The organism is Nitrospinota bacterium, assembly GCA_027619975.1.
GTDB lineage: Bacteria > Nitrospinota > Nitrospinia > Nitrospinales > VA-1 > JADFGI01.
Genome location: JAQCGX010000019.1, coordinates 1 through 24704 on the forward strand (window position 1 = coordinate 1; position 24704 = coordinate 24704).

Below are 24704 nucleotides of genomic sequence, written 5' to 3' on the forward strand. Positions count from 1 at the left end.
CCTGTTCCGGTGATGATGCTATTTTTTGCCGATATCCTCAAACTCGGCATCGACGACATCTTCATCCGATTTATCTTTTTTATCCCCTTCGGGACCGCCAGAGGCATCCCCTTCTCCGCCGGGAGTTCCCTGCTGAGCTTGGGAGTAAATGGTCTGGGCGAGGCTATGCGCGACCTGGTTGAGTTTTTCAATCTGCTCTTTCATCGGCTCAACTTCGTCTTCCAGATGTTTTTTGGCTTCTTCAATCACTTCTTCTGTAGATTTAATATCCTCTTCTTTCAACTTCTCCTTGTTCTCACGGATTGTTTTTTCCGTGGAATAGATAATGGAGTCGAGCTGATTTTTTACGTCAATCTTTTCACGACGGCGTTTATCCGATTCAGCATTAGCTTCGGCATCTTTGACCATTTTCTCGATATCAGCATCCGACAGACCCGTGGAATCGGTGATGGTGATTTTTTGTTCCTTGTTGGTTCCCTTGTCTTTGGCAGTCACGTTGATAATGCCATTGGCATCGATATCGAAGGTCACTTCAACCTGAGGTATGCCCCGAGGTGCAGGCGGAATGCCATCCAGATGGAACTTTCCAAGGGATCGGTTGTCCTTGGACATTTCCCGTTCCCCTTGAAGAATATTGATTTCCACGCTGGGCTGGTTGTCTGAAGCTGTGGAAAAAACTTCACTCTTGCGTGTGGGAATGGTCGTGTTGCGTTCGATCAGTTTGGTGGTCACGCCACCGAGGGTTTCAATTCCCAGAGACAGAGGTGTCACGTCGAGCAGGAGAATGTCTTTGACATCGCCTGACAAAACACCGGCCTGAACGGCGGCGCCGAGTGCGACCACTTCATCAGGGTTGACTCCGCGATGCGGTTCTTTCCCAAACAGTTCTTTAACCAATTTCTGTACCATGGGAACCCGGGTGGACCCGCCAACTAAAACAGCTTCATGAATTTTGCTGGCATCAAGACCGGCGTCAGCCAACGCTTTATTACAGGGTCCGTGCGATCTTTCCACCAGACCCTCGATCATGGATTCGAATTTCGATCGAGTTATCTTCAGATTCAAATGTTTCGGCCCTGTAGCATCGGCTGTTACAAATGGAAGATTGATATCGGTTTCGTTGGTGGTGGACAATTCGATTTTAGCCTTTTCTGCGGCTTCCTTGAGGCGTTGCAACGCCATACTGTCTTTGGACAGATCAATGCCTTGATCTTTTTTAAACTCCGCGACCAGCCAGTCAATGAGCTTCTGATCGAGGTTGTCGCCGCCGAGATGGGTGTCTCCGTTTGTGGATTTTACCTCGACCACATTGTCCCCGACTTCCAGAATGGAGACATCGAACGTGCCGCCGCCGAAATCATAAACGGCGATCATGTGATCTTTTTCTTTGTCCAAGCCATAGGCGAGAGCAGAAGCCGTCGGCTCGTTGATGATCCTCTTGACATCCAGGCCGGCGATTTTTCCGGCATCCTTGGTTGCTTGCCTCTGGGTATCATTAAAATATGCGGGAACGGTGATGACGGCTTCCGTTACAGGTTCACCAAGATAGGCTTCCGCAGATTTTTTGAGTTTTTGCAGGATCATTGCGGAAATTTCCGGAGGCGTGTATTTTTTACCTCCGACATCAATAAGAACATCGTTTTTAGTTCCCTTGACCACTTTATAAGGAACCATTTTCATCTCTTCGGAAACTTCGTCAAAGGACCGACCCATGAAACGCTTTACTGAAAATACCGTGTTGGTCGGGTTGGCGATGGCTTGGCGCTTGGCGACCTGGCCGACAAGAATTTCTCCGTCTTTGGTGAATCCAACCACAGAAGGGGTGGTCCGGCTTCCCTCTTCGTTGAGGATTACCTTCGGTTCGTTGCCTTCCATGACGGCTACCACCGAATTGGTGGTCCCTAAGTCAATGCCTACAATTTTTCCCATGAGTCCAATCCTTTCAACATATTAAGTTGTTATTTTTCAACGTATTATAGATTTAAGGGTGCATAACCTTACGTTATGAAATAAGACTACGATGTGTTTTTGTCAAGGTGATGGAAAAATTTAAAGGAAAAAACTTGTGAATACCGTGAGTTTGGCATGGGGATATCTATAAAACTAGAATACAATCAATAAGTTATTGAAAAAAAAGTGACGGTTGAGGCTTTTATTTGGCTCCAATATCCCTTATACTATAACCGATCAACATTAATAGAAAGGGTACACCATGAATAAGACGGGCGATCAAAATTTGCGGGAATTTACCCGGGTTCCTATAAATGCCAGGGTTGAGGTTAAAACTGGCGAAGTTTCTTTTAATGCGACAAAAACCATTGATTTAAGTATGAAGGGAGTCTCTCTGATTGCCGATCAAATATTGCCTTTGGAGACCAAATGTGCAGTGACTATTTTTCTCGGAAATGGGGATCTTGGAATCACCATTAATGTGAAGGGCAAGGTTAAGCGTTCTGTGGAATCTGGAATGGCAATTGAGTTTACAGAAATCGATCTGGACAGTTACGAATATTTACAAAACCTCCTTATGCACAATTCCCAGACTGTCCATGACGTTGTTGAGGAAGAAATCCACAGCCATTTGGGCTTAAAACGTCGGAGTTAAAATAATTGTTATGTTCGGGGGATAGCCTTATTTTTTTCATATGCTGAAGTGGGTATTTATAGCTGACATCAAAAAGCATTCCAGTTGAGAAACCGGACTGCTTTTGAGTTTTTGACCTTTACAATCACAAGCCCGCTACGCAGGAGGGGAGGTTATTATTCTGCGTCGGAATGGGGAAGTGTGTGGTTGTCCTGTGTTTCCATGTACTTCTTAAAATGGCCAAAATTGATGTAGCACCGTTCGCAACTGTCGGGGAAGATGGTCACGATGACGCCTTTCTTGATTCTGGAGGCCATCTCCAGAGATGCGCTCATGGCGGCGGCGGCTGAGTGGCCGACTAACAGTCCTTCCTCCCGTTCCAGCCGTTCCACCATGTTATAGGAATCTTCGGTGCTGACGCTGATTTTCCCGTCCAGTTCTTCTTCCTTGTAGATTCCCGGAACGATGGATGAGGCCATGTGTTTCAATCCTTCAATGCCATGCAGGTCTTCAGAAGGCTCCACCGCGTAACATTGGATGTCAGGATTCAGCTCCTTAAGGCGGCGGGTGTTTCCCATGATCGTGCCTCCGGTGCCGATGCCGGCGAGGAAGTGCGTTATTTTTCCTTCGGTTTGTTTCCAGATTTCGTTGGCAGTGGTTTCGTAATGGGCTTGCCAGTTGGAGTCGTTGTTGTACTGGTCCGGCATGAAGTAGATATCTGGATTTTCGTTGTATATTTTTCGGGCAAGAAGGATGGCCCCATCGGAGCCTTCAAAGGGACTGGAGGTCACGATTTCGGCGCCATAAAAATCCGCCATCAGGCCCTTGCGTTCTTTGCAGACGTTGGCGGGCATGACCAGTTTTACTTTGTAGCCCTTGATTTTTCCGATCAGGGCATAGGCGATGCCGGTGTTTCCCGAGGTGGAGTCGAGGATGATCTTGCCCTTGGTCAATTTTCCTGACTTTTCTCCGTCTTCGATCATTTTCAAGGCCGGACGGGACTTGACCGAGCCGCCGGCGTTGCGCCATTCGGCTTTGGCATAGATTTCGACATCCTTGAATTCGCTACCCAGATGATTCATGCGGATGATCGGCGTGTTGCCGATGGTTTTTAGTACCGCTTCATCGGTGATAACGGGACAGGATGGAGCCTGAACCTCAGAAGGTGCTGGTATGGTCATCTTGAGTTTAGACATTTGTCTTTTAAGATGTATTTTATAATCATGAGGTTGCGAATTATTTGCCAATATTTCAGGGATCGATAAAAAACCTGTTTTATCTGGAAAGTCCGCAAAACTCCTCATAATCTATTAATTCTGTGATCGTGGGATTTTCACTGCAAACCGGGCAGTTGACATCCCGTTTTAATTTTAATCTACGAAATTCGGTATTGAGAGCGTCGTAGATCAAAAGAGTTCCCACCAGAGTTTTTCCTTTACCAAGGATGAGCTTCAAGGTTTCGACCACTTGCAGATTGCCGATCACCCCGGCCAGAACTCCCAAAACGCCGCCTTCCTGACAATTGGGCACCAGCCCTGGCGGTGGCGGTTCCGGATAAAGACATCTGTAACAAGGGCCTGCACCAGGCTTAAAAACAGTTGCCTGGCCTTCGAAGCGGAAAATACTGCCGTGGATATTGGTTTTGCCGGTCATCACACAGGCATCGTTGATGAGATAACGGGTGGCAAAATTATCCGTTCCATCGAGGATGTAATCGTAACCCTCAAAAATCCTCATGATGTTTTGCGAGGTCAGCATTTCATTAAAGGTCGTTACCTTGACATCGGGATTGAGAGCCTCGATGGTTTTTTTTGCGGATTCGGTTTTCAGCATTCCGATCCGCTCGGTAGAATGAATGATTTGCCGTTGCAGATTACTCAAATCGACCCGGTCGAAATCGACGATACCGAGGTTGCCGATACCGGCGGCGGCGAGATAATAGGCCGCAGGTGAGCCAAGGCCTCCGGCTCCGATAAGAAGCACTTTGGCTTCGAGCATTTTGACTTGCCCCACACCTCCCACTTCAGGAAGCATGATGTGCCGGCTATAGCGCTCAATTTGTTCGTCGGTAAAATCCATGATCAGCGTGATCCACCTGCGATGGCCGGGATAATGGAAATTTCATCACCTTCCTTGACTGCAGTCTTTTCACCGTCGAGAAAACGAATGTCCTCTTCGTTGACATAAATATTGATGAAACGCCTGGGCGAACCATTTTCTTCGCAGATTCGTTCCTTGATTCCTGAAAACTGCGACTCCAGGTTGTTTAAAATGTCTGAAATTGTCGCCCCCTCGGCGGTAACCTCACTCTGGTTACTGGTCAACTTCATGAGAGGGGTGGGGATTCTGACTTTTACCGCCATGATATGCTCCTTATTCAACCGTTAAACTGCTGTGAAAATTCCATTGAAACTGTGTAGATTGGGTTCGATCATCACGGGAGGTTCAAAAACCCCGGCAAGCGCCTCCTGTGTTTTGAGGCCGTTGCCGGTGATGCAAATGACCGTCACTTCATCGGGTTTGATTCTCTCTTGTTTGATCAATTTCTGAGTCACCGCCAAGGTCACGCCACCGGCAGTTTCAGTGAAAATTCCTTCCGTTTGCGCCATGAGTTGCATGGCTTTGACGATTTCTTCATCGGAGACATCCTCCCCATACCCACCGCTTTCATTAGCGGTTTTGACGCCGTAATAACCATCGGCGGGATTGCCGATGGCGATGGACTTGGCAATCGTATTGGGTTTGACGGGCGTGATGACATCGGTGCCATTTTTAATGGCGGTCGTCACAGGGGAACACCCTGTTGCCTGAGCGGCAAATATCTTGGTTTTGAAGGGGTCGATCAGATCCATGGCTTCAAATTCATGAAAAGCCTTCCAGATTTTGGTGATCAGGGAACTTCCGGCAACCGGAACCACGACATTGTCAGGGGCTTTCCATCCTAATTGTTCGGCGATTTCATAACCGTAGGACTTGGACCCGTCTCCGTAATAGGGACGAATATTGATGTTTACAAACGCCCATTTATGGTCTGCGGCGACTTCACTGCACAAACGGTTGACATCGTCATAGCTGCCCTTGACGGCGATCAACTGAGTTCCATAAATCAGAGTACCAAGTATTTTCCCCGCTTCGAGGCCATCCGGGATGAATATACAGCTTTTCAGTCCGGCTTCTGCAGCGTGAGCGGCCACGGAATTTGCCAGGTTTCCTGTGGATGCGCAGGAAAGGGTGTCAAACCCGAATTCTATCGCCTTGGACACCGCTACGGCAACCACTCGATCCTTAAATGAAAAGGTGGGGTGGTTGACGGAATCGTTCTTTATGTAAAGATTTTTCAAGCCGAGGGCTTTGCCAAGGTTTTTTGCCCGCACAAGAGGAGTGTACCCGGTATGCAGACCGACTTTCGGATCTTCATCGATGGGCAGAAATTCTCTGTAGCGCCACATGGAGGGCGGACCCGCTTCAATGGACTTTCGGCTGACTACCTTCTTGATACCTTCGTAGTCGTAATCGACTTCCAGGGGGCCGAAGCAAAATTCGCAAACATGAATCGGTTCTTTTGGAAATTCTCTTTTACATTCTTTACAGCGTAAGCCTTTTACGTATCCCATAGATCCTTCTTATTCGAAATATTTATAAAAGCTAAAGTATCTTTCACCGGTGTCGGGCAGGATCACCACAACGTTTTTATCCGGTCCCAATTCTTCTGCTAACTGATGGGCGGCAAAACCGGCCGCCCCGGATGAGATTCCTACGAGCAGGCCTTCTTCCTTGGCCAGTCGCTGGGAAAATTTAAAAGCATCCTCATCGGAAACGGGACGAATGCTGTCCAAAATATCCATATTCAATACTTTGGGTTTGAAGCCCGCTCCGATTCCCTGAATCTTGTGTGGTCCGGGAGGATTTCCAGAAAGAACAGCGGATGTTGCGGGTTCGACCCCGACAATTTTTGTGTCACCATAATGTTTCTTCAGTACTTCGCCTGCGCCTGTGATTGTTCCTCCGGTGCCGATTCCCGCGACAAACCCATGAACCGGTTCCCCATTCATGGAAGCAATGATTTCCGGTCCTGTAGTTTGCCGATGGACTTCAGGGTTGGCCGGGTTATTGAATTGCTGGGGCATGAAATAATCCGGGTTTTTTGCCAGCAATTCTTCAGCCCGTTCAATGGTTCCTTCCATGCCGAATTCGGCACGGCTCAATTCTATTTTTGCTCCAAAACTCTCAAGAATCATCCGCCGTTCGGTGCTCATGTTTTCGGACATGACCAGAATCACTTTATAGCCCTTAACCGCTCCTACGAGAGCCAGGCCAATGCCTGTATTGCCGCTGGTGGGCTCAATGATGGTGGACCCAGGTTTCAGGACGCCTCTTTTCTCAGCGTCCTCAATCATAGCCAAAGCTATCCGGTCTTTAACACTTCCACCCGGATTCATAAACTCCAGCTTTGCGTAGATATTGGCGCCATTGGGAGGAGAAACCTTATTAAGTTTAACCAATGGGGTGCCGCCGATCAACTCTAAACTATTACTAAATCGGGTTTTAAGTTTTTCGATCGGTTTTGAGTTTGCCGTCATATTCTGTTGGATCCCATCCAGGAAGTAAAACACGGAATTTTAAGGGATAACTGGTTTTCAGTCAACATTTGGATGAGCAAAAGGTCTTCATAACCAGAAAAAAACTTGGGGATGATGCATCGAATTTAGCTATTAAAAACCCCTATTTGAGACCAGTATGCCCTAAAACCCCTTGATTTTTATAATTTATCAATGGGACTACTATGCTTCAGATTGGGGTAAAATTCAACAGGAATTCTTTGTAATTAGGAGATTCGGAATGAACCTTAAAAGTTTATTCCGAGGGCGAGAGAGGCGATGTTTTCCCTATAGTCCGAGGCAGCCAGATTGGAAGTGCTGTTGATAAACTGATAATTTAACTTGGCGAATATATTTTTATACACCGGCTGGATGACCCCAAATCCAATCGAATGTCTGTAATCATCCCTTCTCTCTCCAATGCTTGGCGTGACATTTTTAAAATCTTTGAAGAAATACTGATAGCTCAAGCTGACCTGTGTTTTTTTGGAAAAGGGGAGGGGTAGTTTAATTTTTGTATCCAGGTAGTGACCCAGAAAATCAAATGCATCTCCAGTGGTGATCTCATTTTCGAATCGGTAACCTAATTGAATGATCCCCTTGCCATTCATAATAAAAAGGTAATTGCTGAGAGCGAAACCATGATTTTGGGCGTCCCGTTCGGGAAGGTCGAAAAAATTGGTGTCCTTATAGGCGTAAGTCAGAGTAGCGTACCATTTGTCATTAACGGCTAAACCTACACTGGGGCTGGTCGAATGAATTTCTAAAAATTCATCGTCCCCCAGATTGGTGAGATTGTAAATGTTGAATAGCCCGAAATTTAATTTGCCCCATTCATAGGAACCGTTGAGAGAAAAGATATGAGACTGGAGATCAAAGGAAGAAAGGTTGTCATGGATGTTTTGATAAAAATCATATCCTGCTTCCAATTCATATTTTGGGGTTTGCAGGATTTTGTAGGCTCCCGTAAATTCAGCAATGTAGGAAAAATCACCCTGATTTGTAGTCAGGTTCTGTTCGTCGACGGTGATATTATCGTCATATTCGAATCCCGCCCCGAAGGAAAGACTCCAGGGCTTTTTGGGTTTTTCCCCATTCTGAACTTTTAAAAGAGTTTTGGCCCCTTTGGCGATTTCGGTGGTGGGATCAATTTTAATGGCCGCATTCCAATTTTTAGCGGCTTTTTCCTGGTTTTTCATTTGCGCATGGGCTTTGCCAATGTTGAACAATGCCAATTGAGAAAAATCAGGATCCAGGTTTCCAGCCTTTTCAAAGTAGGGAATGGATTTTTCAAATTGTTCCTGGCCCTGTAAAGACAAGCCGAGGAAAATCAGGGCAGAACTGTCGTTAGGGTCTTGGTCTAATATCTGCTGGAAAGTTTCTAGAGCTGAATCATAGGCTTGGAACTTGAAATAGGCGATTCCCAGGTTAAGGCGGGCGCTGTCGAAAGTCGGGTCGAGTTTCAGGGCCTGTTTGAAGGAGGCTATGGCCTTTTCTTACTCCCCCTCATCAGTGAAGGTCAGGCCCTGGGTTAAAAACCCATCGGCGGTTTCTTCAGCCCAGCTTAAATTAGGACAAACGAAGACAATAAAAAAATAAAGGAAAACTGCTAGGTATGTCAAAAACAAGGAGGGGAATGATCTCATGAGTCCGAATATCGTCAGGCATTTGGTAACGGGAGAAATTTCACGTCACTATACCAGTTCGTTGGACCGAACTCATTATTTTCATGAAGATAATTTTTAATCAAAAGAATTCCTCGTAGCTCTGCTACGGGGTTTCCTTTCACATTCCCCTCCTTTGCAAGGAGGGGTTAGGGGAGGTTATAAAAAAACTACCTTTAAATACCCCGCCCCTTGGAAGGGGGCGAATACGAAAAATATTTGCAACAAACAAAGCTGAATATGGATCAGTTTTTCAAATACAATGGATTTTCATAGTGGTTGTTAAATATATATTGCAATTGTTAGGCTTTTTCACAGGGATGTTACATATTTGTAACAATAAGTTAGCTTATTGATTTGTTTATTGATTAGAAGTTATGATCCCATTTTTGGGTGTGAGAGGGGAGTGTCATTTGAGATCCCCTTTTAGGGAAAAAGAAGAAATTATGAAAACGCGATATAATGACTGTGTTCTGAGAAATGTTTCTAGTTCTTGGTTCCTTGTTGAGATAGAGGCTATAAAAGGAAAGAAGTCCGGGAATCATAATTTAATGGGAGGGGAAATTGAGCGCACAGAGTTTATTGGTGGAAGTGAAAAAACAGTTGCCATTCAGGGTTTACGGCAAGGGTCCGGTGATTGAGCTTTTTCGAGAGTTGAAGATTTTTGTCGATAAAAAGACGCCGCTCCAGGTCACTGATGCCTTCAGGTCCGATGCGTCTGGAGAGATTGTTTGCGAAGTGACGGTAGAAGGTAAGGGGAAAATTTCAGCGGCCTTAACCAATTTGAAGCTGGATATTTCTCATCCGTTGTATCGCAAGGTTAAAAATTACCGGGATGAGGTGGTGAATGATTTGCAAAATCAGGAGCTAGATGTGAACCGGGCTTCATTTTCGGTTGGGGATTTGTATCGCAGGAATAAGTAGAATTGTTTATTTCTCAGAAACCATCACACTTAAGTGTGTGGGGCCAGCAGCGGCACGCTGTTCGAACGTGAATGTTTGTGCCGTTTAACGCTGTTGGAAAAGGGGAGGTTCGGCTCCCCTTTTCCTTGACGTTAATGAATTGGACGATAAAGACTAGGTGACACTTTACTCATCGTCATGATGGTGATGATGATGCCCTTTATTTACTTCTGTTACTTCCAGCTGCGTCGAAGGAACGCAGAGCAATTCGGACTCATCGATTTTGAATGACTGTTCACCAAACTGGTTTTCTACTTTTACCTTCCGTTTTGGCTTGAAACCTTTGACCCTGTAACAGGTCAAGTGGCTGTCAGGATTTGTGATTCCCTCACCGTTTTTATTAACCGGTGTGCAGTACTTTTCAGCTCTCCGGCTGACTCTGACGTTTTCTCTCACGGCGAACTGATCTTCCAGGTTCACGGTTCTGCGGTCGAGCTTTGTCGACCAATCAATGTCATAGCACTGTAAATGATCTGCACCGGGTTCAACCGGTTCGGCGCCTCCAACCAGGATTTGAATATCAGCTCTGGCGACGACATCCGCTCCATTCCTTGCCAGAAGGTAAATGGCATAGGTTCTAGGGGTTTCAGGGTTAAAGCCTGCCAGAGGACCTAGAGGGAAAAAGTCGTACCTCCAGGAATTCTGGGCGACGTTGTTGGCCGCAATCAGAGCCGCATACCCGGGTGCGTCAACCGCTTCGACTCCGTTACCGTTAGTGGTGGCGTTAGTGCCGATTGAATGATCCCAAAAGGGTGCGTTGATGGGAGGGGTGTTTGGGGTGATAGGATCGAAAACCAGGAAGTTGGTTCCAGGGCCTGGGTCTGCATCCAGCCCCAATTCGTAAGTGAGATTCTCCAGCACCAAGCCGCCTGAGGTTCCGTTAAAATCCGTATTGACCGACCATTCAAAACTCCACTCTGGCGTGGGAGTTGTTTTTGTCGGTCCAACAATAGCCTGGAAGCTGTAGGTTCCGTTACTGTTGCTGTTGAAGGTGTTTTCAGGAAGACCGGCTCCATTGAACCGGAGTTTGCCGCGAAGCCCGATCTCGATACCATTTCGGCGGTCGGTGGTGAAACTGCCATTGGCGTTACCGCTTCCAAAAATAACGTCCGGAGTAACGTCTTGTTCGTACTGGACAACGGCTGAAACGCTGTTCGCGCCACTGATTGATATTGAATGAAAATTTATTAGGATAGCCTCCATTCGCATTGGCCTTCCGGAGAGCCATCTTCCCTTACGAGTATTGATTTTATTAAGGTCGCAGGCGTTGAAAATAGAAGGAGAGGATAGGGGGCATCCCGCCTCAAGCTGGGGAATTGGGATTAGCAGAAGAACGTTGGGACATTTTGAGGACTCTTTTTCCTCAAAAACCCATAGAGCGTGAATATTGGGTCCAGCGTCACGCTGGTATATGAGTTTGTTGGCGGTTTTGCGGCTCGAGAGCGAAGCGAGCGTCTGCCGGGCGCTGGGCCAGCGTTACGTTTGCTCGGTATTGATGAATTTTTTAAGAAAGGGGAACATGGCGCCGCGTTTGGTGATCATTTCCTCACGAGATTTTTTGACCACTTCTTCATCGATGAGAGCGATGCCGCGTTCTTCGGCGAATTTTTCGATGCCCTTGACGACCATACCGCGAGCAAACGAGGGAATGCGCTCCAGCCGTTGTTTGGCTTCAGGGGTCCATGTTGTGTGAAACTCAACTTCCAGACCGAGAGTGTCTTCAATTTTAAGGGTGATTTCCTTGCCGCCGTGTTTGCCCGGTTCGTAGTCGCAGGATGGGTCCGTGGCCATATAGTTTCCGGTTTCCGCAAACGCCCGCGCCCGGCAACCTGAGCACATGGCGGAAAACTCGCAGGTTCCGCACTTACCCTCCAGATTCTTACGGTTGCGAAGCTCCTTCATGAGCGGCGCGTTATCCCATAAATCTTTAAATGTGTTGGTTTTTAAACTGCCGACCGATTCCTCGATAAAAGGGCAGGGGGTCAGGTTGCCCTCAGGGGAAATCCTGCTGTAATGTGTCGCCGCCGGACAGCCGCCGGAATAGGTCCGGGTGTAGACGGAATCAGGATCATTTTCATAAACCACCCGTTTGTATTGCGGGGCGCATTTGGAGTTGATCATCAACCGGCCCTTGTACTTCATCTGCTGCTCATAGAGCATTTTCAGCGCTTCTTCATAGGCTTCATTGGAAATGTCGGTGTTGCCTTGTCCGCGCCCGGTGCAAACCAGGAAGTAGAGATTAAAGGCGACCGCGCCTATTTCTTCGGCGAAAGCCACCACGTCCGGGATTTCCTTGTAGTTCATATCCGAAACAGACATCTGGAGGAGAAAATCGATGCCCACCTCGTTCATCACCTTGAAAGCTTCCATGGAATGTTCCCATGCCTTTTCCACTCCTCGGAATTTGTTGTGCTTGCCGGGGTCCATCGAGTCGATGCTGATGCCGACGCCGTGCGCGCCGGCTTCCTTGATCTTCACCGCGTTGGCGTGATTGATCAGAGTTCCGTTGGTTCCCAGCACCACCATGAATTTTCTATCCGCCGCATAGCGGATGATTTCGTAGATGTCCGGGCGTAACAGCGGTTCGCCGCCGGTTAAAATCAGAAAGGCGTTTGGATTGACTTCAGCGATCTGGTCGATGACGTTGAAACACTGCTGAGTGTCCAGCTCGTCGGTTCTTAGGCCACCGCGAAAGTCTGCGTCCAGGTAGCAATGGTCACAATTGAGGTTGCATCTCTTTGTGAGATTCCAGGAAATGGAGTAAGCCCTGAAATCCATTTTGCTGGGGCTGATTTCTAAACCGGTGGATGATATTTCCATGATAAATTAGTCCTGCAAGCTGGATAGCCTAAATTTAATAACAAAATACGGATTCCTGTGGGCATATTTCTCGTGAGTGGATACAAGCACGCCCGACGTATTCAATTTGAAGAATTTATCATATAGGGTTGCAGGCCATGAAACAAATTTTTTGGGGGTGTCAAGGAGGCAAAGCTCTAATTTTTATGGCGCTGGCATTTTTTTGGGGCGTTTCGGGAGGCCAGGGCGCCCATGCGGAGGAGCGGGTTTACAAAATTATCGGACAGGAAATAAAAGGGCAGGGAGTCGATACTTTTGAGTGGAACCAGGATCAGCTGGAAAGTTTGGGAACGGAAGAAATCCCCAGCGCCTATTTCGATAAAGCCCTGGGATATAAAGATTCAAAGTTTCGCGTCATTTCATTTTCCAAATTAGTTCATCGTATGGACCCTGAGGGCCTGAGCGATGCGGTGCTTTTGAATTGTTTCGACGATTATCAAGGGATTTTGTCGGTTGCGGATATCAAGCGTTATGATCTTCAATTGGCCACCCGAATTCACATCCGTTCGGAGTATCAAAAACCCGATTGGTTGAACCCTCTTCTGATAATAGTTCCCGATAAAAAGGCAGCCCCATTTCAGGAACGTTATCTCACGGCGAATATTCGGGAATTGCGGTTTGCGAAATTGGAAGACTATTACTCCCCCCTCCTGAAGGTTGCGGGGCCGCCACCTCAGACGGGATTTTCAGCCTTTAAAGACAATTGCCTGTTTTGTCATTCCTTGCTGGGGGTTGGCGGTAATAAAGGAGTTCGGTTGTTAGCGAGATACGATTTTTCCAGGACTGATAGGAAAGAACGATTCAGGAAAGATTTCTCCGCATTTCATCATAAAGATAATCCCGACAAGCAAAATGTAGAACAGTTTGTATCTGAAAACCAGCTGGAAGCCATTATTGAATTTCTCCGGCGCGTGAAGGATTTGCAATCAGATGCTTTGCCAATTAAGGAGAGCGAGTGAGCCTTCAGCGGCGGGTCACTGGCTTATCCCAAATTGTGGTCTACCTCATAGCAGGTTCGTTCATGACATTTCTGATCGTTTCAAATAGTCGGAGTTTGAAATCATCGCTATCTTCTGATTTGGGGAGAAAACCATTCGCCCCGCTTCGCTTGGCATAGCTTTTCGCCATTGTATTATTAATAGCAGTCACCATGATGACCTTTGTTTTATTCCCTGTTTGCTTGTCCCGGTTGCGAATGGCCTTGATGACCGTGATTCCGTCCACGTCCGGCATCATCCAATCCACCAGCACAAGATCGTAGATTTCCCGGGTAATAGCGGTCAGAATACCTTCTGCATCTAAAATAGGGGTGGTTGTGTACCCTACCTTTTTCAAATACACTTCTAAAAGATTTAAAAAATCCCTGTCATCGTCAATAGCTAAAACTTTCATTTTGTAAATTCTCCCGTTGGTTCATTCTAAAAACTGAGCGCATTCGCAAAGTCCCAATTCATTGTAATTATTGGAATTTGCAATTCCCTTACCGAAAGAGAATCAAGGCTGGAAAAATCGGTAGAAAAATTTTATTTATGAAAACTTTCTATCAAAAGCCCCACCTTATAGGCGATAAAGGGTGTAGGGTAAGGATGCTCCGGGAGGATTTTTCTTCTTTTTGAACGAAGTTAAATGACGATTGTGCGGGATTGGTTACATTTCGCCGAGAGGGGTGTGTGGACTTGGTTTCACGAGATGCGTATTGACTGCTTCCACAAGACCCATAATTTTGATATTTTAGGAGCTTCCATATTTCCTTTTCCGCTTCTGCAAAGAAAAGGGAAATAGTTTGCAAATTGTTTGGACCTGAATTGAGGGAGTGATTGTGAGTTTAATTGTAACTTTGTGTTTCGCCTTGGGAACAATAGTTGAAATTTACGGGTTAACATGGGTGAGTGACTATATCAGCATCCTAAACACCGTCAATGTGATCATGCTGACTATACTGGTTGGCGTGGTGGTCGGGCGCAGCTGGGGGAAAGAGGCGTTTGAAAAGATGCAGTGGCATTTGAAATCCCGAACTCTGCCGGAGAAAGATGTTTTGAACGGAGCCGTTATGGCCATCGCCAGCATGCTTCTTATCACTCCAGGGATTGTGACTGATGTTTTGGGGTTCTTGATTTTGATACCGATTTTTAGAGGTGTTTTTATAGATATTGCCTTGGATCTGATCAAGAAAAAAATTTCCCAAGGGGAAGCCTACTTTTTTTTCAAAAACTGAAACTCCTGTAACTGCTCATCCGGTGGAGGGATGTAACGCATGATTTTTTCGCCGCCGCCCAGGAACCTGCGGGCGGAACTGCTTGACCTGGATGAAGCGCCTTACGAAGAAGTGCGGGAAAGCCTGGGTGATGTGCGCAGGGTCAACCGTTATCTGAGCGGTTATCGTGTGTTGCTTCATCATGCAGGGATATTCCTCCGCGCCCACAAGAAGTCGCGCCCGGTAACAATTCTGGATGTCGCTACGGGATCCGCCGACCAGCCAGTCGCCCTGGCGGAGCTGGCCCGCAAGCTTGGGGTTCCCGTTCGCATTCAAGCGATCGACATCAATTTTAAGATGCTGAAATTCGCCCGTGAAATGACGGCGCGTTTCCCGGAAATCGAATTGGTCCAATGCGATGTTTTAGCATTGCCGTTTCGGGAAAATAGTTTCGACCTGGTGATCAACTCCCTCTCGTTGCATCACTTCTCATGGGAGAAAGCGGTGGCCATCCTGACCGCTATTTATAAAATCAGCCGATATGGTTTTATCGTCAATGACCTGCACCGGAGCCGAATCGCTCACGCCGCTATATTTCTGCTGACCCGTTTACTGACCAAAAACCGGTTGACCCGGTTTGACGCGCCGGTTTCCGTGATGAATGCTTTCACACCTGCCGAGTTTTTCAAACTGGCACGCGAAGCGGGAATTCCCCAATTTGAAATTCACCGTCACTTTCCTTACAGAATCGCACTGGTAGGCAACAAGAAGCATTCCTGATGAACCGTTACGATGTCATTGTCATAGGAGGCGGGCCTGCAGGTTCAGCCACGGCCTTATTTCTGGCTCGGTCAGGTCATAAAGTGATGCTTTTGGATCAGGCCACTTTTCCCCGCGATAAAGTCTGCGGAGAATTTATCAGCCCTGCTGCAGATCCCATTCTCGATGAACTGGGAGTGCTTTCCGCCATTGAAGCCACATCGCCGTTACGGTTGCGTGGAGTGGCCATTTCTTCCTATGAAAATACGGAGCTTGCTATAGAGTACCCGCCCCATCCAGATGTGAAGGGACCGATGACCAGTCTGTCATTGCCACGGTTTGTCTTTGATGAATTGATGATGCAGAAAGTGAAACAGGTGGGTGTTGAGGTGAGGGAAGGGCACAAGGTGACCGACTTTATTATCGAAGATGGGAATGTTATTGGAGTACGTGGCCGGGGCGCGTCCCGCAAGGCTTTTGAGTTTCGTTCCCCTGTGGTTGTGGATGCCGGGGGCAGGAATGGTATTTCCCTCAGGCGATTTGCTTTGAAGAAAAAAAACACTGGCTCCGGAAAAATTGCGCTGGCCGCTCACTGGACGGTCCCGAAACCACTGCTGGATTACTGTTACATGCATATCAGTCCTCCTGGCTACACAGGCATCGCTCCTACAGGCAAAAATCAGGTCAACGTGGTTCTTGTGGTCGATAAAAATTGTTTGCAAGGAACAGACCTCCAGGGCTTCTACGTGCAGACGGTCCTGCAAAATCCGTTGCGTCGAAGCCTGCTGGATAAGGGCGAAGTGGAAGAAAAGGTGAGGAGTGTCGATTCACTGGCGTTTTCCGTGCGACCTCCAAAAGCAGGCGGATTGCTACTGGTGGGCGATGCGGCGGGGTTCATCGATCCGTTTACTGGAGAAGGAATTTATCTGTCTTTACGTAGTGCGCAGATTGCCAGCGGGGTCATCGATGCGGCTTTTAAGAAAAAAGATTTTTCCAGAGCCGCGCTGTCTGCCTATGAAGGATTACGGAATCAAGAGTTCAAAAAAAAATTCCTGCTGAGTAAAATTCTTCAGTGGCTGATTTACAATCGTCCCCTGTGCAACCGGGTCATCCGCACCCTGGCCGGAAATCCGGATCAGGCGGCCACCCTTGTGGGCGTGATCGGGGATTATTATTCTGCTGATAAGGTGATGTCTTTCCGCTTCCTGTGGCAATTGCTAAAAGGTGCTACAGGTTTTTCTACAAAAACCCCTGCCGCTTAAAAGGCGGATGCTTCCTTAGGCTTTTAGAGCTCTGTTCTCGCTCCACTCCTGGCGCAATTAAGAAAATACAATCAGGCCTGAAACGTGCTGAGAATTTCTTCGAGCCGGTCTTTGGCTTTCAGCTTTTCTTTCTGGTGTTTTTTCTTTTCCAGTTCCTGTTCTGCCGACAAAAATTTCATTTTATTTAATTTTTCGACTCTATTATTTAAAACGGTGTGCTCCTCATAGAGCTTTTTGAACTCTTCGTTTTCATTGGTAATTTTTTCGAGTAGCTCGGCATTGATTTTCATGTTTCCGACCTCCAGTTGTTGTTTTTTCTGTAAATGTATTTCCGCTTCCGATTTTCTGACGTATGTAATTTTTAATTCATCCAAGTCCATACTGGGATTTTGGTCCAAAAAAGGTTTTGCCAGAATTGCCGCGCTTGCCGCCACGGTGCGGCTTCTCGTTTTTGAGCCATCGATAAATCGAGACCCTAACTCGTGCTGGAGAAATTCGCTGTAAGTATCCAGTCCGTTGCCAATGAAAACGGTGGGTTCAGAAATATTGCTGCATAATTCTTCAGGGGTGATGGCTCTGTCCGAAGTCAAACGCTTCCGGTAATTTCCTTGATACTTGAAAAATGCACAATAGACTTCTTTTTTTCGGGCATCCAAAAGTGCGCATATAGGGTGGGATGTGGGTTCCACACATGCGGAAACTGCTTCCAACGTATCGATCCCCTTAAAAGGTATTTCCCTGGCAAGCACAAATCCCTTGATGAGACTCACTCCAACGCGCAGTCCCGTAAAAGAACCAGGGCCGGTGGTGATAGCGAATCCACCGACATCCTTCAGGTGGATTCGGGCTTGGGATAATACACAGTCCACAGCCCTTAAAAGGCCGTCTGAATGACCTGCTCTATCTTCTAAATAGGTTTCGGAAATAATGCGATTGTTTTCGAGGAGGGCAATACTAGCCAGCGGGATCGACGAATCGACGCCCAGGATCTTCATCATTCTAGAAAATTTCCAAAAATAGGCACCATAAAATGAATACCTCGTTACATAATATACGATATTAAAATTAGGTTATCGGTAGCAAAAAGTCAAACAAAAACCCTTCTTTTCCCCCTGGCCTCAATAAATAATTCGATTATACGTTAATAATTTTTAAAACAATAGCTTACCTCTATTCTTTCGATGGTAAGAGTTTGTGGATATTTATTAAATAGTTGATTTTATTATAGTTATTGTTATATTCTCTGTTTCGCGAATATTGACCCTCAATTCCTGGCAAATAACCAAGGCTTCATTTAATAATATTTATCATTATCAATGTAATTATAATAAGCATACTCATTGAAATAATGGAACTTATTTGCTTGACAATTTTTATCTAAATATTTATTGTGTAATTCCTAGTAAACCTTTAAACGGCCAAAAGGGAATGTGGAGATTGAGTGTGATGGAGACAATAAAGGAGGATGAAAGGCTTTTATTTCGAATTGGGAGAACGTTATGTTTTTCGAAGTAAGAATTTTTGATGCAGATGGAGAATTGAAGCGAGTCCTGTCACCAAAAAAGTTGAGCAAAAAGTACTGGAAAGAAAAAAGTGAGGGGATGCCGGATTATATCGACCAGGATGTAAACATGGAAGATATGGACCGTCAGAAAACCTGGGGGAAATCCAATATTCAGATGGACGAAACAAGTGTGTAAAGACTTCTTGCTCCAAAAAAGCATAATGTGCCGGACAATTTAATAAGCTATTGGTTAATTTAGGCTTTTTAAAGGTCCAGATGTCCTGCACATTATGCTTTTCTGCAAAGGCACTTGGATTTCCCCTGCCCGGACAGGGGCAAAAGACGAAAATTCTTGGCCTGCACCTCAAATTCCCCCCCCAAGCATCTATAAATGTGGTACTAAATATAGCATTTTTAGATTTGCCCTGATCAATCATTTGGAGAATGTTATGTATATTACCACCGAGGATGAACTTGCTATCCTCTGTGAGAAATTGAAAACGTGTGAAGTTCTGGCGCTCGACACAGAGTTTGTCCGGGAGCGAACCTATTTTCACCGCCTGGGCCTCATTCAAGTGGCCGGTGACGACGTTTGTGCCGCGATCGATCCAATTCTCATTTCCGACCTCAGTCCATTCCTGGATATTATTAGGAATCCCAAAGTAATCAAAATCTTTCATGCATCCAGGCAGGATCTGGAAATTCTGGTTCGCCTGACAGGGGAGGTCATCACTCCTGTTTTCGACACTCAGGTAGCGGCGGCCCTGGTTGGCTGGGGCTCGCAGATATCCTTTGCCAAGATTGTACAAAAGGTCCTCAATAAAAAAATTCAAAAGACGGAAACATATACCGACTGGTGTCGAAGGCCGTTGAGTCAAAGCCAGATCGATTATGCTCTGGACGATGCCAGGTTCTTATTGCCGGTTTACAAAAAGCTTATTCAGGTGCTTACGAAAATGGACCGCCTGAGTTGGATTGAGGGTGAGTTTGTGAATTTGGAAAATCCCGATGCGTATGGGCTTCCCGATCCGCGCCGACAATTCTTAAAAATAAAAAATATCAGAAATCTCAAGCGCAAGAATTTGGCGGTTATGGTTGAGTTGGCCGCATGGCGCGAAGATGAGGCAATTGAGCGAGACTGTCTGCCGAAAGCGGTTGTGCGGGATGAGCCTCTCCTGGAAATCGCCAGAATATTGCCAAAGAAACCGGGCGATCTTGCGAACATCCGGGGATTCCACGGTAAGGAAGTCGGTAAATGCGGCGAGGCGATTATAAATGCCATCGAAAAGGGTTTAGCGCTTGCTGAAGATCAGATCCCTGAAATACCGGAATATGACGGCTACTCAACGGGCAGGGGGGTGGAAGAGCTTTTGGCGGCATTTGTGCAGATCCGTTCCGAGGAGATAAAAATTGAACCCAGCGTTCTGGCGCATCGCAAGCAAATTCACGATTTTGTGAAATGCTACGAACAGGATAAAAATGTTGAAGATCATTTTTTGTTGAAGGGCTGGAGGAAGGAATGTATCGGTTCTTTGTTGTCGTCCATTTTGGACGGTAGTAAGGCCCTGGCCATCGGTGAAAAAGGTAAGGTGAAGTTGATTGCGATGAACGACAAATGATCAATTCATGATTTCAAGATTTGCTCTGGATGGATAGGAACCACGCCTTAAAACCCGCTTTTGTTCTCAAACTTTCCAGGTCGGGATCGGTCTGGATTTCCTGAAAGTTCTTATAACCAAAACCCACCGCGTTTTTTAAAGCGTCCAAACTGGCTTCCGGTTGATTCGTTAAAGAGTAGTAACACGCCAGGTTGTAATGCAGGAGCGGGTTGGAAGCATTGATTTGTTCCAGCTCCTGAAGCGTTTTCAGCGCCTCATCAAACTTTTTCGCCCGAAAGTAGGTTGTGCTGAGGTTGATATATGTTTCCTGGAATTCCCTATTGTGGCGCAACGCCTTTTGGTAGTTTTTTTCCGCATCCTCCCATTTCTCCTGCCGCAGACTTTTATTGCCTTCATTGAAATGAAAGATCGCCATCCGTTTTATATTTTCAGGATCTGAATGATCGGAATCAGAACCCTCGGAATGCTCATGATCCTCAGTGGGGGAGGGGGTGGAATTTTCGCCTTTTACTTTTCCCTTGTTTTTAGAAGGGTCCAGCTTGAGGTGGTCGGTCACAAAAAATAAAACGATGGCAAGCAATAGAAGAATGGGAGTGTATTTTTTCATATCGATTCTTGCGCCTCTATAATAGAGGCTGATTTTTCTATCAGTTCATTGACTGACCCCAAATGGGTGATATTTTCAAGTTCCGCCCCATGTGAAATCAGGTTATATATTGTTGTCTCAGGATGTTGGATCGCTATTTGCTCAAGGGTTCGCTTATAACTGAACATGGCCTGACTGGTTACAACCTTCGACCCGCAGGCTCCAGCGATGGTGATTTGTTTGCTCAACCCGGCTTGCTCCGAATGTGTATTGACGAGGGTGCCGTGAGGAATCCGGTCGAGCAGTTGCAGGTTGCGGTCGGAATAGCGGGAATAGGTCCGTCGTCCCGAATAAGCGCAGTCCTGCCCGGTCAGAAAAACCGGGTCGCATCCCAACCAGATCAGGCTGTCGAGCCCCAGGCAGGAGACCGATCCCCCTGACTTCGTGGACCCTTTTTCATTTATTAGAGCCTGCTCATTTTTATACAGGGAATGGTTCTCCTTGAACACCACGAATTTTTCTCCCTGAAAATGGGACATAATTTTAGGGTGCGCCGAGGGGGTATAAATCAATTTGAAAGCGCTGTCGAGATTTTCCCGGAAATACCGGAAGCTCTCTTCCTGCGGGTCCAGGGTGAACACATAATGGGGACGAATCCCCGCCCGCGTCAGGATGGGTAGAGCGGTGTCCACACAGCCGATGACAGCCATGTCGCCAAACCGTTGCAAATGCGGGAGAAGGTCGTCCAGCGAGGGCCCGGCACTGACCAGAATTCCCGGCTGGCCATGATGCGTCCCCGAAAGCGCATTGATTCCGGGACTCTGCCGGATGATCTCCTGGTTTAAAATATAGTTCTGGGTTTCCAGATCACCGAGGACTGCGGGAAACCGGCGCTCCATCAGCATCACTTCGAGAGCATTGGTGAGAGAGGGAAAGCCTTCCGGTATGCATTTGAAAGACGGCGAATGAAACAGCACCTCAGGCGGTGACTCCGATACCTCACTCCATGTTTCCATCTGCTCCGAAATCTCTTTGGAGACACTGGTTTCCTCCCGGCCAAAAATAAGGTGTAAGCGTCTATCCAATAACAGCGTTGTCTGGTCCCTTAGAATCATAGCCGCCGCCAGCAGATCGGGGTTCAACTCGATGACCAAGAGTTTTCCCGCGGGACCAATTTTCTCCAGCAACGCACGAACGTGATACCCCAGGCCAAACCCGTACAAACAAACAAAACTTCCCGGTCCGATGTCCTTGGCAAATTGTTCCCCTTCTTTAACCGGATCGTAAGCGCTGTGAATGAGAAGGTTGTCGTAGCGAACCGTCACATCCCCCGTCTTTGTGGAGAGAACTGCAACCCGTTCCGATGTTGTGTCGGGCAGTGCGGCCGGCAACGTCCATCGCGCTTTAAAGGGGGAGATATTTTTTTTATAAAATGAGTTCATACGGATAGGGGAAGAAATCTAGAATTGCTTTGCGTTCACCTCTTATTGTAACCTTACAATTAGATCGGATAGGTTCTAATAATCATTAGAAATAACCCGCCACCTTTTAACCAACAAATCGCATGTCTTCCCCAATTTCCAGTACAAAAAATTCTAGAATTCATGTTCTTCCCGAAGCATTGGCCAACCAGATCGCCGCCGGTGAAGTGGTGGAACGCCCCGCATCCGTCGTCAAGGAGTTGGTTGAAAATTCCATCGACGCCGGTGCCACGCGCATTCAAATCGATATTGAAGCGGGCGGGAAAAACCTCATCAAAGTGACGGATAATGGCCTGGGCATGTCCAGGGAAGACGCTGAACTGGCCTTCGCACGGCACGCCACCAGTAAGATCGCGCATCCAGAAGATTTGGAAGTCATTCATACCCTCGGGTTTCGTGGTGAAGCGTTGCCCAGCATTGCATCGGTTGCGAAAGTGCGCCTGTCCACCGCGAGCGATGAAAATCAGGGCGGGGCTCTGGTCAATGTTGAAGGAGGGACGATGGCGGCTGTGAAAGACATCGCCTGCCCCCGGGGCACGACCCTGGAGGTCGCGCATTTATTCTACAACACCCCGGCGCGCAAAAAATTTCTTAAAGGCGATTCGACCGAATTCTCGCATATATCACAGGTGGTCACCCAACAGGCACTGGCGAATCCGCAGATTCAATTTAATTTGAAGCACAATGGCCGGGAAATCATCACCACGCTTCCGACGGATCAATTGCTTTACCGAATCGCTGAGCTGTTTGGATCTGATCTGGCTAAGGAACTGGTGACGGTCAACAGGGAATCAGGAAGCTACAAACTACAAGGGTATATTTCCAGCCCCATATACACACGCTCCAATCGGTCGGCACAATTTTGTTTCATCAACCAACGGTTCATACGCGACAAGGTCATTTTGCACGCCACCCAGCAGGGTTACAGCCACCTTTTGCCGAGGGGCCGACACCCGGTGATTTTTCTGAATTTGTCGATGGACCCAAAATTGCTCGATGTGAATGTGCATCCCAGTAAGGCTGAGGTCCGCTTTGCGTTTCAGCAGGAAGTGCATCAACTGGTGAGCGAGGAAGTGAGAAACTCGCTCAGCCGCAACGAAAAGGCGTCTCTGCTGTCCTCGCAGGAAGAACCCGAATACCGTGTTAGTGAAAGTGAAGCCAGTTATGCCTCACCGAAGGGGCAACAGGTTCACGCCTTTCTGCCTCCATCGAGAAATGACGCAAACGCTTACTCAGCGCACAGGCACCAGCAAACCCTGTCGAATGCGATGGAGACGCTTTACAAACCGCATGGCGAGGCATCGCGCTCCATTGCCAACGCGGATCAAAAGGCAATGTATTATGATCAAAAACCCGTTCCTGTTTCCAGTTTGATTTTCTCGGAATTTGAACCGCTGGGGCAACTGGATAATTCCTTCATCGTTCTTCAGGGTAAAAAGGGAATGGTCATTATCGATCAACATGTGGCGCACGAAAGAATCCTGTATGAACAATTTCGTGACGCCGCAAAAAATAAAAAGGTGGAAGTGCAACAGCTTCTTTTTCCAATCGCTGTGGAATTTTCTCCCGGTGAGTCTGAATTGCTGGGCCTGCATTTGGAAAAGCTGGCGGCGTGGGGGCTGGAATTGGAGGCCTTCGGGAAAAACGAATTTCTCTTGCGATCGGTTCCGGCCATCTTGAAGAACAACGACCATGAACACATTCTAAGAGATATTGTCGAGCTGTTGCCGCGTCAGGGAGAGTCGCAAGTTTTGCAGGAAAAATATGAAGACATCCTCATCATGATGTCCTGCCGCAATGCGATCAAGGTCAACCACCCGATGGGGCCAGATCAAATCGCCAAATTGATTTCGGACTTGGAGCGGACAGAATTGCCATTCACCTGTCCGCATGGGCGACCGATTGCGCTCTTTTATGATATCGAGGATTTGCTGAGGAAATTTTTACGCAAATAACGGGCCGCCACCTCATGAACTTGAGCGGAAAGAGAATCTTTCTCACTCAACTCACGGGCGTTGTTCCAACGGTTTGTCAGGCATTAAAAAATTACCGGGGAGATGGTAATCAGCCCTTGAGGGTGATTTTTTTAATGGCCTTGGTCATCTTTTTCAAACGGGCGGTATTGTTAGCCTTGACCACGTTCTTGGCCACTTTTTTCTTGTTTCCGGCTTGAAACGTTGCTTTGCCATTATTCAGCATCCATTCCATGTCAACCAGGTACTTGTCCTTCTTGGGTTTGTCCATTTTTCTAAACTGGGTCAGAAGCTTTTTTTCGCTATTGTCGGTGCTGATCAGGAAGTCACTTTTTAATCCCTTGAACATCAAACGTCCATCATCCAGGCTTCCACCAATAACTTGCAAATTTATTGCTGTTGCGGGTATTTTTTGAACATCTGGAATTTTCAGATCCTCAGTATCCAATTCGGTGGTCAGTAAACGATCCAGCGAGATATTCCCCAGTTTGGCTAGTTTTACCATGAGGGCAATGGGCGCATCTCTTTCGCCCGCTTCATAACGGACATAGGTTCGGAATCCAATATCTAAAACATTAGACAAAGCCATTTGCGTATGGCCCAGGTTTTTACGAATCATTTTTAGATTTTGTGCCAGGACGGTCATTTAAAAAATCCT

General features: G+C 46.9%; 24 protein-coding genes. 10 read left to right on the plus strand and 14 right to left on the minus strand.

Going from position 1 to position 24704, the window contains the following annotated elements; genetic code table 11:
* Positions 1 to 18 precede the first annotated feature (18 nt).
* Positions 19 to 1929 carry a molecular chaperone DnaK gene (gene dnaK / locus O3C58_08130; protein MDA0691820.1) on the minus strand — a complete coding sequence of 637 codons (1911 nt, stop codon included), beginning with the start codon at positions 1927 to 1929 and terminating at the stop codon, positions 19 to 21.
* A 283-nt stretch (positions 1930 to 2212) separates the two neighbouring features.
* On the opposite strand from dnaK, the gene O3C58_08135 reads away from it, so the two are divergent.
* On the plus strand, positions 2213 to 2605 hold the full coding sequence (locus O3C58_08135; GenBank protein ID MDA0691821.1) for a PilZ domain-containing protein: 393 nt from the start codon (positions 2213 to 2215) through the stop codon (positions 2603 to 2605).
* A gap of 155 nt (positions 2606 to 2760) precedes the next feature.
* On the opposite strand, the gene O3C58_08140 is transcribed toward O3C58_08135, so the two are convergent.
* The 6 genes from O3C58_08140 to O3C58_08165 form a co-directional block, all read right to left on the minus strand.
* Complete coding sequence (locus O3C58_08140; GenBank protein MDA0691822.1) at positions 2761 to 3765, minus strand: cysteine synthase family protein; 1005 nt, start codon at positions 3763 to 3765, stop codon at positions 2761 to 2763.
* Positions 3766 to 3859: 94 nt separating this feature from the next.
* Positions 3860 to 4663, minus strand: a complete 804-nt coding sequence (gene moeB / locus O3C58_08145; protein MDA0691823.1) for a molybdopterin-synthase adenylyltransferase MoeB — start codon at positions 4661 to 4663, stop codon at positions 3860 to 3862.
* A gap of 2 nt (positions 4664 to 4665) precedes the next feature.
* Positions 4666 to 4947, minus strand: coding sequence for a MoaD/ThiS family protein (locus O3C58_08150; GenBank protein ID MDA0691824.1), 282 nt, complete (start codon positions 4945 to 4947; stop codon positions 4666 to 4668).
* A 21-nt stretch (positions 4948 to 4968) separates the two neighbouring features.
* Positions 4969 to 6198 carry a threonine synthase gene (gene thrC, locus O3C58_08155; GenBank protein ID MDA0691825.1) on the minus strand — a complete coding sequence of 410 codons (1230 nt, stop codon included), beginning with the start codon at positions 6196 to 6198 and terminating at the stop codon, positions 4969 to 4971.
* A gap of 9 nt (positions 6199 to 6207) precedes the next feature.
* Positions 6208 to 7164: a cysteine synthase A gene (cysK, locus tag O3C58_08160; protein MDA0691826.1), complete on the minus strand. Its 957-nt coding sequence runs from the start codon at positions 7162 to 7164 to the stop codon at positions 6208 to 6210.
* A gap of 266 nt (positions 7165 to 7430) precedes the next feature.
* Positions 7431 to 8501, minus strand: a complete 1071-nt coding sequence (locus O3C58_08165; GenBank protein ID MDA0691827.1) for a tetratricopeptide repeat protein — start codon at positions 8499 to 8501, stop codon at positions 7431 to 7433.
* Between the two features lie 81 nt (positions 8502 to 8582).
* On the opposite strand from O3C58_08165, the gene O3C58_08170 reads away from it, so the two are divergent.
* Both O3C58_08170 and O3C58_08175 read left to right on the plus strand, forming a co-directional pair.
* A complete protein-coding gene (locus O3C58_08170; protein ID MDA0691828.1) occupies positions 8583 to 8717 on the plus strand; it encodes a hypothetical protein in 135 nt (44 codons plus the stop codon).
* 693 nt (positions 8718 to 9410) lie between these two features.
* Positions 9411 to 9770 (plus strand): hypothetical protein, encoded by a 360-nt coding sequence (locus O3C58_08175; protein ID MDA0691829.1) that lies wholly within the window; start codon positions 9411 to 9413, stop codon positions 9768 to 9770.
* A gap of 165 nt (positions 9771 to 9935) precedes the next feature.
* Here the strand turns inward: O3C58_08175 and O3C58_08180 are convergent, their stop codons facing one another.
* Positions 9936 to 11012 carry a hypothetical protein gene (locus tag O3C58_08180; GenBank protein MDA0691830.1) on the minus strand — a complete coding sequence of 359 codons (1077 nt, stop codon included), beginning with the start codon at positions 11010 to 11012 and terminating at the stop codon, positions 9936 to 9938.
* Between the two features lie 273 nt (positions 11013 to 11285).
* Entirely contained in the window at positions 11286 to 12629 is a 1344-nt protein-coding gene (locus O3C58_08185) for a radical SAM protein (protein MDA0691831.1), read from the minus strand.
* A 137-nt stretch (positions 12630 to 12766) separates the two neighbouring features.
* On the opposite strand from O3C58_08185, the gene O3C58_08190 reads away from it, so the two are divergent.
* Positions 12767 to 13627 carry a hypothetical protein gene (locus tag O3C58_08190; GenBank protein ID MDA0691832.1) on the plus strand — a complete coding sequence of 287 codons (861 nt, stop codon included), beginning with the start codon at positions 12767 to 12769 and terminating at the stop codon, positions 13625 to 13627.
* A gap of 40 nt (positions 13628 to 13667) precedes the next feature.
* Here the strand turns inward: O3C58_08190 and O3C58_08195 are convergent, their stop codons facing one another.
* The gene (locus O3C58_08195) at positions 13668 to 14060 is read right to left on the minus strand and encodes a response regulator (protein MDA0691833.1); all 393 of its coding nucleotides are present in this window, start codon (positions 14058 to 14060) and stop codon (positions 13668 to 13670) included.
* 427 nt (positions 14061 to 14487) lie between these two features.
* On the opposite strand from O3C58_08195, the gene O3C58_08200 reads away from it, so the two are divergent.
* The 3 genes from O3C58_08200 to O3C58_08210 are packed head-to-tail and all read left to right on the plus strand — an operon-like array spanning position 14488 to position 16883.
* Positions 14488 to 14883 carry an FxsA family protein gene (locus tag O3C58_08200; protein MDA0691834.1) on the plus strand — a complete coding sequence of 132 codons (396 nt, stop codon included), beginning with the start codon at positions 14488 to 14490 and terminating at the stop codon, positions 14881 to 14883.
* Between the two features lie 39 nt (positions 14884 to 14922).
* Entirely contained in the window at positions 14923 to 15642 is a 720-nt protein-coding gene (locus O3C58_08205; protein ID MDA0691835.1) for a methyltransferase domain-containing protein, read from the plus strand.
* Positions 15642 to 16883: an NAD(P)/FAD-dependent oxidoreductase gene (locus tag O3C58_08210; protein MDA0691836.1), complete on the plus strand. Its 1242-nt coding sequence runs from the start codon at positions 15642 to 15644 to the stop codon at positions 16881 to 16883. Before O3C58_08205 ends, O3C58_08210 begins: the two co-directional genes overlap by 1 nt.
* Before the next feature lie 71 nt (positions 16884 to 16954).
* On the opposite strand, the gene tsaB is transcribed toward O3C58_08210, so the two are convergent.
* Positions 16955 to 17881, minus strand: coding sequence for a tRNA (adenosine(37)-N6)-threonylcarbamoyltransferase complex dimerization subunit type 1 TsaB (gene tsaB, locus O3C58_08215; GenBank protein ID MDA0691837.1), 927 nt, complete (start codon positions 17879 to 17881; stop codon positions 16955 to 16957).
* 501 nt (positions 17882 to 18382) lie between these two features.
* On the opposite strand from tsaB, the gene O3C58_08220 reads away from it, so the two are divergent.
* Both O3C58_08220 and rnd read left to right on the plus strand, forming a co-directional pair.
* The gene (locus tag O3C58_08220) at positions 18383 to 18583 is read left to right on the plus strand and encodes a hypothetical protein (GenBank protein ID MDA0691838.1); all 201 of its coding nucleotides are present in this window, start codon (positions 18383 to 18385) and stop codon (positions 18581 to 18583) included.
* 253 nt (positions 18584 to 18836) lie between these two features.
* The gene (rnd, locus tag O3C58_08225; GenBank protein ID MDA0691839.1) at positions 18837 to 20006 is read left to right on the plus strand and encodes a ribonuclease D; all 1170 of its coding nucleotides are present in this window, start codon (positions 18837 to 18839) and stop codon (positions 20004 to 20006) included.
* A 13-nt stretch (positions 20007 to 20019) separates the two neighbouring features.
* Here the strand turns inward: rnd and O3C58_08230 are convergent, their stop codons facing one another.
* Together O3C58_08230 and O3C58_08235 are read right to left on the minus strand one after the other, a co-directional pair.
* Positions 20020 to 20613, minus strand: coding sequence for a tetratricopeptide repeat protein (locus O3C58_08230; protein ID MDA0691840.1), 594 nt, complete (start codon positions 20611 to 20613; stop codon positions 20020 to 20022).
* On the minus strand, positions 20610 to 22034 hold the full coding sequence (locus tag O3C58_08235) for a DUF115 domain-containing protein (protein MDA0691841.1): 1425 nt from the start codon (positions 22032 to 22034) through the stop codon (positions 20610 to 20612). Before O3C58_08235 ends, O3C58_08230 begins: the two co-directional genes overlap by 4 nt.
* A 122-nt stretch (positions 22035 to 22156) precedes the next feature.
* Between O3C58_08235 and mutL the strand changes: the two genes are divergently transcribed.
* Positions 22157 to 24028: a DNA mismatch repair endonuclease MutL gene (gene mutL, locus O3C58_08240; protein MDA0691842.1), complete on the plus strand. Its 1872-nt coding sequence runs from the start codon at positions 22157 to 22159 to the stop codon at positions 24026 to 24028.
* Positions 24029 to 24137: 109 nt separating this feature from the next.
* Here the strand turns inward: mutL and O3C58_08245 are convergent, their stop codons facing one another.
* Positions 24138 to 24692, minus strand: a complete 555-nt coding sequence (locus O3C58_08245; protein MDA0691843.1) for a helix-turn-helix transcriptional regulator — start codon at positions 24690 to 24692, stop codon at positions 24138 to 24140.
* Between the last annotated feature and the right edge of the window lie 12 nt (positions 24693 to 24704).